The sequence below is a fragment of the Corallococcus sp. bb12-1 genome, from assembly GCF_026626765.1.
GTDB lineage: Bacteria > Myxococcota > Myxococcia > Myxococcales > Myxococcaceae > Corallococcus > Corallococcus terminator.
The window spans coordinates 292,919-305,437 of sequence record NZ_JAPNJZ010000024.1; the positions used below are offsets into that span (position 1 = coordinate 292,919).

The window sequence follows — 12,519 nt, forward strand, 5'->3', positions numbered from 1 at the left end:
AAGCTTGAGTGCCCTTAAGTCGTTGGAATTCCTTGGTTTTCCACCAAGCGGGCGCGTTTACACATGTCAGAGGGGTCCGTAGACTCCGCCCCCTCTATGGCTCGCGCGAAGAAGCAGAAGAACATCATCCGACAGAGGACCTACCCCGCGGGGAGGGTGGCCCGTCAGCTCCCGGTCGCCCCTGAGCCCAACCGCCTCGTGAAGGTGTGGCGGCGCGTGTTGGAGCGGCGCCTGCGCACGCGGTTGAGGGGGAAGGTGGCGGTGGAGATCCACGACAACACGCACACGATGCTGACGTTCCAACGTCAGCGCGCGTTGTGGCGGCTGCGGCTGCACCACATGTTCCTGGCCGCGCCGGACGAGGTGCTCCAGGCGCTCGCCAGCTTCGTGCGCACGGGGGACGCGGAGGCGAGCACGCTCCTGGACAAGTACATCGAGCGCAATCGCGTCTTCATCCGCCGGCTGTCCCCGGCGCAGATGCGCAAGCGGCTGCGGCTGTCGCCCGTGGGGAGCTACCACGACCTGGCGCGCATCTACGAGCGGCTCAACGAGCGCTATTTCCAGAGCCGCATCGACGCGGCCATCACCTTCGGGCCAGCGCCCCGGGTGAAGGGCCCGCGCAAGAGCATCAAGATGGGCTCGTATTCGGCGGACTCGAAGGTCATCCGCATCCACCCGGCGTTGGACCAGCCGCTGGTACCCCGCTACTTCGTGGAGTGGATCGTCTTCCACGAGATGCTGCACCACGTGTACCGCGCCCGCCGGGGCGAGGACGGCCGGCGCTGCATCCACCCGCCGGAGTTGATGGAGCACGAGAAGCGCTTCCACGACTACCAGCGGGCGGTCGCCTGGGAGCGGGAGAACCTGGACCTGCTGCTGTGCGCCCGCACGGATCCGGCCTGACGACGGGCCTCCTCCCCAGGCGCCGCGTGGGCGTCAGGGGAGGATGAGGCCCCCCGGGCCGCGCCGCTCGGGCGTGGCCGGGGCAGGGGGCTCGCCGGACGCCGGGGCCCCCGTTGCCGCCGCTGCCTGGGCCTGCGCGCCCGCGGCGGCCAGGACGACGACCTTGGCGAAGAGCGTCTCCGCGAAACGGGAGAAGGGCTCCTCGACCCCGTGGAAGAGCCGCCGGGCCTCGCCCCGGGCCATGGCCGCCTGCAGGGGCCGGGCGGTGTTCTCGAAGAAGGCCGCCATCCGCCACAGTCGGCGCGCGTAGCGCTGGCGCACCTCCGGGGTGAACCAGGCCCGCGCCGCGTCCAGGACCTTCTGCCGCACCTGCTCCTGGCGCTGTGACGCGCTCAACGCCAGCGGGCTTTCGGCCAGCGCCCCCACCTGCTCCATCAGCCGCTGGACATGCGCGTCGGGGGGCATCCACTCGGCGATCTCCGGCGTCGCGTGGAGCTGGTCGCCCTCCAGGGCATGGCGCGCGTCGTCGGGCTCCGGGGCGGGCAGGGGCGCGGGCTCGTGGATGGGCTGGACGCCATGGTGGCGCAGCGCCGCCTCCAGGTCCGGCGGGAAGGGCGTGCGGGTGCTCAGGTTGAGGGCCGCGGCCTCCGCGAGCAGCGTGGCGCCCTCCTCGCGGGAGACCTCGGAGCCGAAGCGGTTCTGCTGCGCGTGCTTGAGCATGCGGCGCACCTCTCCCCGGCTCACCTCCGTGCGGGTCAGCTCCAGGACGCCCTGCTCATCCGACGCGATGACCTGGAGCAGCTCCACGCCGCCCCTCACCACGCGCGGGAGCAGCAGGCCGTACTGCCCCGTCGACGAGACGACCGTCACCAGCGTCGGCAGCGTCTCCGGGGCCGCCGCGGGCGCCGTCTCCCGGGGGACCTCGGGCGGGGTGACGCCGCGCGAGCGCAGCCGGTACAGCGCCTTCTTCGCGGCCTTGGCCAGGGGCTTCACGGTGGAGGCGGACAGGGCCTCCGGCAGCGCCACGTGTCCCGCCAGCACGGCGGCCTCCAGCACCGCCCCCGCGAGGGGCTCCGGCAGCGCCTCCACGTCCATTGGGGATGCGGAGGCCACGTCTCCCGCGAGACGCCGGGCCTGCTCGACGGCGGTGTCGGCGAAGGCGGGCAGGGCGGTGCCGGCGCGCAGCGCGTCCAGCAGGGGGCGGGGCTCGGTGGGGGCAGGGCTCATGGGCGCGTTCTTACCGCACGCGCTACCGCCGCCGCACCAGCCAGCTCCGTCCGGCCTGTCCCACGATGACCAGTTCCGACTGGAGCCGCCCCCCAAAGACGCGCGACGGGTGTGCCCCGCGCACGAGGTAGTGGTCGTACCAACTGCCCTGCGCCGCGTAGTCCAGCTCCTGCGGACGCCACTCGGAGGGAAAGGTGGGCGGCACCGCGTCCCGGTAGCGCAGTGGCGAGTGCGGCGTGGTGGCGAAGGTGAAGTTGGGCACCCCTCCACGCTCGCGCGCCAGCACCGCCGCGCCATGCAGGAACACGGGGAAGCGCACCACGTGGGAGCCCGCGTCGAACACCAGCCCCATCACCTTCGGCCGGTTTCCGGTGACGTCCGCGAGCGCGTCCCATTCGCGCGCCTCCTCGGCGAAGTCTCGGAAGCCGCGCCCCATCACGAAGGCCACGAGCAGCGCGCTCGCCGCCGCCGCGAGGCACAGGGGCCGCCGCCACTCCACGCGCGTGGCCGGCATGCTCGCCACCAGCAGCGCCGCGGCCAGGTGCGCGTACCGCGTGTTGAGGTAGTAGACGTACCCCCGGATGTCGAAGGGCAGCAGGAAGAACAGCGCCAGCGCCAGCACCCCCAGCCCCAACAGCCGCCAGCGCGCCACTGGCCCCTCGCGGCGGGTCCCCGGCCGCAAAAGTCCCAGCCCCCAGCCCACCAGCGCGACGACGCCCACGGCGTACAGCGGCCAGCGGTCCGAACCGTCGTGGAACGTGTTGGCGAGGACCTGGAAGAACTCCGCGCGGTTCTGCGCGAAGCCCTTCCACGCCAGGTTCTGCGGAGAGAACGTGGGCCCCCACGCCTTCCAGGGCGCCCCGGGCTGGATGTCCGGCGGGTTGCCGAACCGCAGCACCACCCACGAGAGGAACAGCGTCACGCCGGGCACCACGCCCGCGAGCGCCGCCGCACGCGGCCGCAGCCGGGCCAGGAAGCCTCGCGCCGCCGCGTCCTCGGGCACCGGCGTGGTGAAGAGCAGCCACGGCAGCCCGAACGCCAGGAACCCGAACGCCTGCACGTGGAAGAGCAGCACCGCCACCAGGCACGCGCCAAGCCCCACGGCCCAGCGGACGCGGTGGGGCGCGTCCGTCAGCGCCCGCACGAACAGGCCGCAGCACAGCAGCGTCAGCGGCAGCGCCGCCAGGTAGTTGATGAAGCCCCAGCCGAAGCTGTCCCCGTACGCCAGGGGCAGCGTGAGCAGCGCGGGCCAGGAGGGACGGCCCAGGCTGCGCAGCAGGAAGGCCAGCCCCAGCGGCAGCCCCACCACGTACGCGGTGAGGAAGACGCGGTTGGCGACCTCCAGCGGCAACAGCCAGTTGAGCGCGCTGACCAGGTAGTAGTACCCGAGGTACGGCGTCAGTTCGTGCCGCGCGGCGAACAGCGCCGGGTACAGCGTCGTCGGGTCCTCCAGCCGGTGCAGCACGGAGATGAGGTACAGGTGCTGCGGCAGGTCCACCATGGGCAGGACGCGCGACACCCAGAGGGGCAGCGCGCCCAGCACGAGCGCGGCGGCGAAGGCGATGCGGGCTTGTCGGTTCGTCACGGGCAGGAGGGCGCGGACTGTACGCGCGCGCCCCCGCGCCGGGCGAGCGCACCGTGGGCTCCCATGCGCTCTGTCGATGGGTAGGCAAAGGTATGTGCGCATGTCTTGGCAGGGGGAATGCCCTGCGCTATAGGCCGGACTCCAGGGGCCAGCCGTGCCCCTCCCGAGGAGAGCGACATGGCACGCAGCGCGACGTGGATGACCGCCGGATTGGTGTTGGGCGGCCTGTGGCTGGTGCCGGCGCCCGCCCGTGCCTGCGAGGCCCACGCGAAGGCGAAGCCGGCCTCCAAGGCCCAGACGCCCGCGCCTCCCCAGTCCTCCGAGGCGAAGCCGGAGGCGGCCCCGCGACCTCTAGAGGAGTTGGACAGGATGCTGACCGCGAAGTGCTCCTGCGGCAGCAAGGCGGACTGCACCTGCAAGCGCGGCAAGTGCGAGTGCTCCAAGTGCTCGGGCCGCCACGCCCCCGGTCAGGTGATGGACGCGCTGCGCGGCCGTCCCGCGACGCAGGAGTTGCAGGAGGCGCGCTACGACGCCTCCGCCGGCGTCTTCATCTGAGGGGTTGAACTTCCGCGGGCGCCGCCGTCCGGCACGCCCGCGGCGCGTCAGACGGCCGGGGTGGAAGCGCGCGTGCGCGGCGCGGGAGCCCCGCCCTCGGACACAAGCACGGGCCAGCCTCGCGCCATCGCCTCGCGGAAGAACGTGGCCAGTTCGTGCCGGCTGCTGTTCACCGCGCCCTGGAACGGGTCGATGAGGGCTTCCTCGCCCAGGCTCTGCTGGGAGCTCAGCTCCACCGGGGTGCCGCAGCGCTCGCAGCGGATGGACACCTGACGCACCAGCGCCACGGGCACCGCGTAGCGGGCGCTGCACTGCCCGCACTTCCACACCAGGGCGCGCTCGCCGGCTTCGCGTCGCGCCATGTCCTCCAGTTCGTCCGCCAGGCGCAGGAGCGCCGGCAGGTCCTGGGGCGGCTTGGCGAAGACGGCGCTGGGGCCAAAGCCCTTGCCGGGCGAACCGAGGGCTGGAGGCTGGTCTCCCTGGAGCAGGGCACGCATGCGGTCGCGGGCGCGCAGGTCGCGGAACTCAGCGCCGGCGAGGGCGCGCTCCACGGCCTCGTGGACCGGAGGCAGCTCCGGCTCCAGGCGCTCGTCGTCCGGCAGGGTGTTGGGGAAGTCCACGAGCCGGTGGGCGGGGATTGCAAGAAATCGGAAGGCCACGCTTCTTCCATGGCACTTGGGCCCGCCGTCCGCAAGGCACGAGTTTCCAAACCTGGAACGCGGACGACAGTCCCTCTTCAAGACTTCAAGCAGACCACTCCAGCATCCGCTTGAGGGGCGCCAGCGCCGCGCCCTGGAGGTCCGCGGGCAGCACCAGCTCCGGCGTGCGGTCCCTCATGCACCGGTAGAGCTTCTCCAGCGTGTTGAGCCGCATGTACGGGCACTCGTTGCACGCACACCCGTTGTCCGGCGGCGCCGGGATGTACGTCTTGTGCGGCGCGCTCTTCTTCATCTGGTGGAGGATGCCGGCCTCCGTCACCACGATGAACTTCGACTTCGGACTCTTCACCACGTAATCCAGGATGGCCTTCGTGGATCCGATGAAGTCCGCGTGACGCAGCACCTGCTGCTCGCACTCCGGATGGGCCACCACCTCCGCGTCCGGATGCTCGACCTTCAAGCCCACGAGCTTCTTCTCGCTGAAGATCTCATGGACGATGCAGCTGCCCGGCCAGAGCACCATGTCGCGCCCCGTCTCCTTCATCACGTGGCGGCCCAGGTGCTGGTCCGGCGCGAAGAGGATGGGGCGGTCCTTCGGAATCTGGTTGACGATGCGCACCGCGTTGGACGACGTGCAGATGACGTCGCTCATCGCCTTCACCGCGGCGGAGCTGTTCACGTACGACACCACGAAGGCGCCCGGATGCTTCTCCTTGAACGCCTTGAAGGCCGCGGGCGGACACCGGTCCGACAATGAACAGCCGGCCTTCAGGTCCGGCAGGAGCACCTGTCGGGTGGGATTCAAAATCTTCGCGGTCTCCGCCATGAAGTGCACGCCGCAGAAGACGATGACGTCGGCGTCCGTCTTCTCCGCCGCCTGCGCGAGCGCCAGGCTGTCGCCGACGAAGTCGGCCACGTCCTGCACTTCGCTCTCCTGGTAGTAGTGCGCCAGGATGACCGCGTTCATGGAGCGCTTCAGCGCCCGGATCTCGGCCTCGTAGTCCACCGTCACGCCCATCGTGGTTCACCTCGCCAGGGCTTCTGTAACCGCCTGCAGCCTCCGCGGCCAGCACGCTCCACGCCGCCCCGTGCGCGCTTCCTACCCAGCAGGGGGTCTGTGGTGACTTCGCACTTTAACCTATTCCGAAAAGTCTCTTACCCTCGCGTACATCACCTAATCCATAGGAGCAGGTAAAGTACGCAGCGGTTTGCTGGCGGCTCACCGGGAAGGCGTCACAGCGCGGGCTCGCTGGCAGCGGACATCCACCAGGCTCGGACACTCAAGACATGCGACTGGCGGGAACGGGGCTCAATCCAGGCCTCGCGTCTACAGAAATGGCGCCTTGCGCGGGCGCCGGTGTGGCCCTTGCGCGTCGGGAAAAATCCATGAGCGTGCCCACTCACGAAGTCCTCGTCGTCCACCCCAACGAAGCCCGTCGCAGCGCGCTGGTGGCGGCCCTGGGGGCTCACCGGGTGGCGGCGGTGGGCTCGCAGGTGGAGGCCACCCGGAGCATGGAAGCGTCGGTGCCCACGCTGATCATCGCCCCCGCGGACAACGCGCGGCGCTTCCTGCGCCACGTGGACCGGGCCGCTCCGGAGGCCGTCTGCGTGTTCGTCTGCTCCCGGTCGGATCAACTGGGGCTGGAGGAACTGGTGGAGACCGCCGCGGAAGGGCACGTCTTCAGCACCGTGGACGACGCGCTGTCGGAAGGGGAGCTGGGCCTGCGCCTGCGCGACATCCTCCAACTGCGTGCCTCCACGCGCGTGGCGCTGGACGCGGGCATGCGGGTGGACTTCCTGCTGCGCGACCAGCCCTTCGTCGCGGAGTGCCAGGACCTGGGCAACTTCGGCGCGGCCCTGCGCATTCCCATGGATGCGTCGATGGCGGCCTTCCTCCCGGGCACGGTCCTGGACGGGCTGTCCATGGTGCGCGACGGCCGGCCCGTGCTCCACGTGGGCCGCGCCTACGTGCGCCACGCCACGCCCGTGCACCAGGACGGGCGGTCGTTCCTGCGCGTGGGCATCTCCTGGCGGCCCATGCCGGACGAGTCCGGCGCGGCGCCGCCCCGCACGCTGCGCGACCCGGTGACGGTGCTGGCCGCGCTGCGCAAGGCGCTCCGGCGCGAGCTACCCCTATGGCTACATCCGCCGGACAGCCAGGCGGCGCACTTCCGGATGGAGTCCGCCACGGTGGATCCGGTGGACGAGCGCGGCATCCTTCGCGGCGTGGTGGCCCCGGGATTGCCGGCCAGCGTGGGCGAGGTGGTCCACCTCTGCTTCGAGATGGGCGGCCAGCACTATTCGGGCGTCACCAGCATGCTCCACGTCGCGCAGGACAGCGTGTCGCTGGGCCTGCCCCGCTCGCTGTCGGTGGAGAACCGGCGCGGGCAGCAGCGCTTCCGGCCCGCGGTGGACCACCGCTTCCTCGTGCGCTTCACCTCGCCCTTCGGCGGCCAGCGCATCACCCGCGCGGTGCTGGACCTGGGCGGCCACGGGTTCGCCTTCCCCATCGACGCGTCGTGCGAGGTGCTGCCCGCGGGCTCCCACCTGGACGCGGCGCTGCTCTTGCCGGACGGTTCGGAGGTGGCGTGCCGGGTGGAGGTGCGCTCGGTGGATGTCGTCCCGTTCGAGGCCCGGCATGATCAGCGCCTGCGCCCCTACCGCTGCGGGGTGCGCATCCTGGACATGCCGGCCACGGTGCGCGACGCCGTGGTGGACGCGTTCGTGTCCGCCCGTTCGCCCCAGGTGAAGGACGGGACGGTGTTCCGCTTCCCGGACCTCTGGCGGATGATGCAGGACGCCCGCTACACCTTCCACCCGGACCACCCCTTCGGGGAGGAGCCCCGCGTCCTGCCCGCCCTGGAAGATCTGCATGAACGCCTGGGCCGCGCGCGCGACCTGGGGCGCTCGCTCGTCTACACCGACGGGCACCGGCCCCTGGGCCACGTGAACGGGCTGCGGATGCACTCCGGCACGTGGCTGGTGCAGCACCTGGCCGTGCTGCCCGGCTTCCGGCGCAGCGAGCAGGTCTCCAGCGAGCTGACGTCGCTCGCGGTGGAGGTCGGCGAGGCGATGGAGGACGTGGAGTTCATCCGCTACATGTGGCGCACCGACAACCGCTGGCCCCACCGGCTGGGGACGTGGCTGGCCCGTGTGCTGGAGGGCCAGGGGCTGTGCCACCTGCGCCAGTTCCACTACCTGCGCGCGGACCGGGACGCCCCCTCCATCGTCGCGCCGGGAGCGCTGCCCGCCGTGCGTGAGGCGGGCCCCGAGGACCGCAAGTGGCTGGAGATGTACCTGCGGGCCCAGGGCGACATGGTGCGTCTTCTGAGCGAGGACCTGCTGGCGGACCTGGGGGCCGAACAGGAGCTGGGCGAGCGCTTCCGCGCGGTGGGGCTGCACCGGGAGCGGCGGATGTTCGTGGTGGACGGGCCGACGCGGCCGCTCGCGATGGCGCTCCAGGAGGAGGCGACCCCGGGCCTGAGCCTCATCGAGGTCTCCAACAGCTTCAACCTGGTGGTGCCGGACCGGGCGCACCCGGACGCGCGCCAGGCGGTGGCGGCGCTCGCGGCGCGGTGCCGCCAGCACGCGTGTGAGCGCGGCCGGCCCTCGGCGCTGGGCCTGGTGGACGCGGCGGACGTGCCGGTGCTGCTGGAGGCAGGCTTCGTGGACCAGGGCCGCTTCTCCGAATGGACCTTCCACCGCTCCATGGTGCGCCGCTGGTGCGAGGCCTGGCGCTCGCTCTTCGAGCGGCAGGCCCCCACCCGTCGGGCGGCCCGCGAGGCCCGGGCGGAGGCGCGCGCCGCCATGTCCCCGGCCCAGGACCAGGACCAGGAGGCGCGGTGATGTACCTGATGGAATCCGCGGGAGAAGCGCGGCGCCTGCTGGAGCAGGAGCAGTCCCAGGACACGCGCGGCGTGCTGCGCCTCACCGGCCTCAAGGACGGGGACCGGGCGCTGGACGCGGGGTGCGGCCCGGGGGGCATCACGGAGCTGATGGCGGAGCGGGTGGGGGAGCGCGGCCACGTCACCGGCGTGGACGTGCACGAGGGCCGCATCGCCGAGGCCCAGGCGCGCAACCGGCACCGCCCCCAGTTGACCTTCCTCCAGGCGGATGTACGCGCGACCGGCCTGCCGGCGGACACCTTCGACTACGTGTGGAGCCAGTACGTCTTCGAGTACCTTCCGGACCGGCAGGTGGCGCTCGCGGAGCTCATCCGCGTGACGCGGCCGGGGGGACGGGTGGTGGTGTCCGACATTGATGGCCTGGGCTTCCAGAACTGGCCTTTCCCGGAACACCTGCGTCAGGGCACCCAGCGCATCGTGGAGGCGCTGGAGGCGCGCGGCTTCGACCTGTACGTGGGCCGCAAGATGTTCTCCGACTTCCGCCGCGCGGGCCTCGCCGACGTGCGCGTGCACATGGTGCCCTTCTACATGGCCCCGGGCGCGGCGGAGGCCCGGCTTCTGCGAGACTGGGAGACGCGCTTCGAAGCGCTGGCGCCCGTGGCTGTCCCCGCCTTCGGGGGCCCCGCGGCCTACCGGGCGCACTGTGAGGAGTTCCTCACGATGCTGGCGGACCCGGAGGGACTCAAATATGCGGTCACGCTGGTGACCGAAGGAACCAAGACGTGAGTGGTCGGCTGCCGGCGGTGAAGGTGCAGGATGTGTCGCCGGACAACGCCCCGGAGGTGAGCGTCCGCGCCACGTCCACGCTGTTGCTCTACTTCGAGCACCGCTACGGCGCCGAACGCCTGTCGAAGCTGTGGCGTGACAACGGGTTCAGCCTGGGGCTGGACTACATGCGCACGCCGACGAACTACGTCTCGCTGCGCTTCCTGGAGCGCGTGGCGGTGGCGCTGCGCGAAGCCTCCGGCGATTCGAAGTTCATGCGCGAGGCGGGCCTGTTCACCGCATCCCCGCAGGCGCTGGGCTTCGTCTTCTACATGCTGCGCGCGTTCGGCTCTCCGCGCGCCTGCTACAAGCAGACCATCGACTTCTCCCCCAGCTACAACCGGGTGGGCGCGTTCACGGTGGACCTGCTGGAGCACAAGCGGCTCAAGCTGTCGTACCGCAGCAGCATCCCGGAGCAGAACCGCAACATCTGCGAGCTGCGCATGGGCCAGTTCGCGTCCTTTCCCACCATCTGGGGTCTGACGCCCGCGGACGTGAAGGAGACGGAGTGCCAGGTGCTGGGTGGCGAGGCGTGCCGCTACCACCTGACGTGGACGGATCCGCCCACGATGTGGGGCCACTACCTGGGCCTGCTGCTGGGCATGGTGACGGGCCTGCTGGCCACGCACCTGGGCTGGGGCGACGCGCTCTTCTCCGTCACGTCGCTGGGCGTGGGCGGCTTCGCGCTGGGCGGCTGGTTGGACCGGCGGCGGGAGCTGCAGCGCAAGGACGAGCTGCTCTCCGCCCAGGCGCAGGCGAACCTGGGCTCGCTGCGCGAATTGCAGCAGCGCTACGACGAAGTGTTTGGCAGCAACGTGGCGCTGGAGGACCGCGTCGCGGCGCGCACGCGCGAATTGTCGGAGGCCAACGAGAAGCTGGAGGCGGCGCTGATCAAACAGCGCGAGCAGGACCGGCTGAAGACGGAGTTCTTCGACAACGTGAGCCATGAGCTGAGAACGCCGCTCACGCTCATCCTGCTGTCGCTGGACGCGCTCCAGAAGGAACCGGAGTCGCTGCCCACGGTGGTGCGCCAGCACCTGACGACGCTGGACCGCAGCACGCAGCGGCTCCTGCGGCTCATCGACAACCTGCTCAACCTGGCGCAGCTGGAGGCGGGCAAGGTGCGCCTGCGCTACCAGTCGCTGGAGCTGCACACCTTCCTCACGTCGCAGCTTCTGCCCTTCCGCACCGTGGCGGAGAAGCAGGGCCTGATGCTCACGCTGGAGGGCGGGCCGCTGACGCCGGTGTCCGTGGACGTGGAGCGCATCGAAGGCGTGTTCCACAACCTGGTCTCCAACGCGCTCAAGTTCACCCCGGCGGGCGGCAGCATCGCCGTGCGCCTGCGCGAGGACGCCACGGACGTGCACGTGGAGGTGGTGGACACCGGGCAGGGCATGGCGCCCGCGGACCTGGCCGTCATCTTCGACCGCTTCGCCCAGGCGGACACGTCCGGCACGCGGCGCTTCGGGGGCAGCGGCATCGGCCTGGCGCTGGTGAAGGAGACGCTGGAGTTGCACTCGGGCGGCATCGAGGTGTCGAGCACGCCGGGCCAGGGCTCCAGCTTCCGTGTGCGCCTGCCCAAGTCCAACACCGTCGTGCGCGAGGACGTGCGCGAGCGCCGGGTGCTGGAGCCCTCCAACCGCCGTGAGCGGCGCAGCTCCGGGCGCTTCGCCACCGTGCTGGCCGCGACCGTCTCCGGGGCCCAGCGTCCCACGGAGCCGCAGGACCATTCACGCGCGGACGCGAAGGCGCCCCGCATCCTGGTCGTGGAGGACGACGCGGAGATCCGCGCCTTCATCGCGGACATCCTCGCGCCCAGCTACCGGGTGCTGGAGGCAGCCAACGGCGAGGAGGGCGTGCGCCGGGCGATGGAGGACCGTCCGGACCTGGTGGTGTCCGACGTGATGATGCCGGTGCTCTCCGGCCTCAATCTGTTGGTGCAGCTTCGCGCCCATGCGCAGACGGTGGACCTGCCCGTCATCCTGCTCACCGCGCGCCAGGAGGTGTCCGCCAAGGTGGAGGCCCTGGGCGCGGGCGCCAACGACTACCTGGGCAAGCCCTTCAGCCCGCGCGAATTGCTGGCGCGCGTGGAGACGCAGCTGCGGCTGCGCGAGGCGGCGGTGCGCGCGGCGGAGAACGAGCGGCTGGCGGCCATTGGCCTGCTCACGTCCGGCTTCGCGCACGAGGTGCGCAACCCGCTCAACGGGCTGATGAACGCGCTGATGCCGCTCAAGGACGTGCTCCTGGGCAGGGACACGAGCGGCGACCCGGACCTGGGCCCCGCCATGCTGGAGGTGATGGAGGAGTGCGGCCAGCGGATCCGCCACCTGGCCGAATCGCTCCTGTCCTTCGTGCGCACGGCTGACAAGCCCGTGGCGGTGCGGTTGGATCAGGCGCTCGACTCCACGCTCAGCGTGCTGGGCTGGCGCATCCCGCCGGGCGTCGTGGTGGAGCGCGCGTACCACGCCACGGACCCCATCTGGGGCGACCCTGGCACGCTCAACCAGGTGTGGCTCAACCTGCTCGACAACGCCCTGCGCGCGGTGGGCGACACCGGCCGCGTGCGGGTGGCGACGACCCAGGAGAACGACGACGCGGTGGTCACCATCGTCGACAGCGGCGTGGGCATCCGCCCGGAGGACCTGGAGCGCCTCTTCCAGCCCTTCTTCTCCACGCGCGCGGCGGGCGAGGGCACCGGCCTGGGGCTGGCGCTGAGCCGCCGCATCGTGTTGCAGCACGGCGGACGCATCCACATCACGAGCCAGGTGGGGCAGGGCACGCGGGTGGAAGTGCGGCTGCCCATGCGCCCGCTGATGTCGGAGCCCCTCGCGTCCACCCCGACTGGCGGTACGGGTCGGGGGCGGTGGACGCGGCGGCTCGGCTGACCGGAGGGGTTGTTCCCTGAAAGCGTGACTCCCGC

9 protein-coding genes are annotated in these 12,519 nt (G+C 71.4%); 5 read left to right on the top strand and 4 right to left on the bottom strand.

Going from position 1 to position 12,519, the window contains the following annotated elements:
- Window positions 1-96 precede the first annotated feature (96 nt).
- Window positions 97-903, top strand: a complete 807-nt coding sequence (locus tag OV208_RS28815) for a hypothetical protein (protein WP_267577131.1) — start codon at window positions 97-99, stop codon at window positions 901-903.
- 33 nt (window positions 904-936) lie between these two features.
- Here OV208_RS28815 and OV208_RS28820 read toward each other — a convergent pair whose 3' ends face one another.
- Window positions 937-2,130 (bottom strand): hypothetical protein, encoded by a 1,194-nt coding sequence (locus tag OV208_RS28820; RefSeq protein WP_267577132.1) that lies wholly within the window; start codon window positions 2,128-2,130, stop codon window positions 937-939.
- 22 nt (window positions 2,131-2,152) lie between these two features.
- The gene (locus OV208_RS28825) at window positions 2,153-3,715 is read right to left on the bottom strand and encodes a hypothetical protein (RefSeq protein ID WP_267577133.1); all 1,563 of its coding nucleotides are present in this window, start codon (window positions 3,713-3,715) and stop codon (window positions 2,153-2,155) included.
- A gap of 177 nt (window positions 3,716-3,892) precedes the next feature.
- On the opposite strand from OV208_RS28825, the gene OV208_RS28830 reads away from it, so the two are divergent.
- Window positions 3,893-4,270 (top strand): metallothionein, encoded by a 378-nt coding sequence (locus OV208_RS28830; protein ID WP_267577134.1) that lies wholly within the window; start codon window positions 3,893-3,895, stop codon window positions 4,268-4,270.
- Window positions 4,271-4,317: 47 nt separating this feature from the next.
- Here OV208_RS28830 and OV208_RS28835 read toward each other — a convergent pair whose 3' ends face one another.
- Both OV208_RS28835 and nadA read right to left on the bottom strand, forming a co-directional pair.
- On the bottom strand, window positions 4,318-4,929 hold the full coding sequence (locus OV208_RS28835) for a hypothetical protein (protein WP_267577135.1): 612 nt from the start codon (window positions 4,927-4,929) through the stop codon (window positions 4,318-4,320).
- An 85-nt stretch (window positions 4,930-5,014) separates the two neighbouring features.
- The gene (gene nadA / locus OV208_RS28840) at window positions 5,015-5,947 is read right to left on the bottom strand and encodes a quinolinate synthase NadA (protein WP_120542070.1); all 933 of its coding nucleotides are present in this window, start codon (window positions 5,945-5,947) and stop codon (window positions 5,015-5,017) included.
- Between the two features lie 368 nt (window positions 5,948-6,315).
- Between nadA and OV208_RS28845 the strand changes: the two genes are divergently transcribed.
- Genes OV208_RS28845 through OV208_RS28855 form a run of 3 tightly spaced genes read left to right on the top strand, consistent with a single transcriptional unit; the run spans window position 6,316 to window position 12,484 of the window.
- A complete protein-coding gene (locus OV208_RS28845) occupies window positions 6,316-8,775 on the top strand; it encodes a PilZ domain-containing protein (protein ID WP_267577136.1) in 2,460 nt (819 codons plus the stop codon).
- Window positions 8,775-9,560 carry a methyltransferase domain-containing protein gene (locus OV208_RS28850; RefSeq protein ID WP_267577137.1) on the top strand — a complete coding sequence of 262 codons (786 nt, stop codon included), beginning with the start codon at window positions 8,775-8,777 and terminating at the stop codon, window positions 9,558-9,560. Before OV208_RS28845 ends, OV208_RS28850 begins: the two co-directional genes overlap by 1 nt.
- The gene (locus OV208_RS28855) at window positions 9,557-12,484 is read left to right on the top strand and encodes an ATP-binding protein (protein ID WP_267577138.1); all 2,928 of its coding nucleotides are present in this window, start codon (window positions 9,557-9,559) and stop codon (window positions 12,482-12,484) included. The genes OV208_RS28850 and OV208_RS28855 overlap by 4 nt, the downstream gene beginning before the upstream one ends.
- Window positions 12,485-12,519 lie beyond the last annotated feature (35 nt).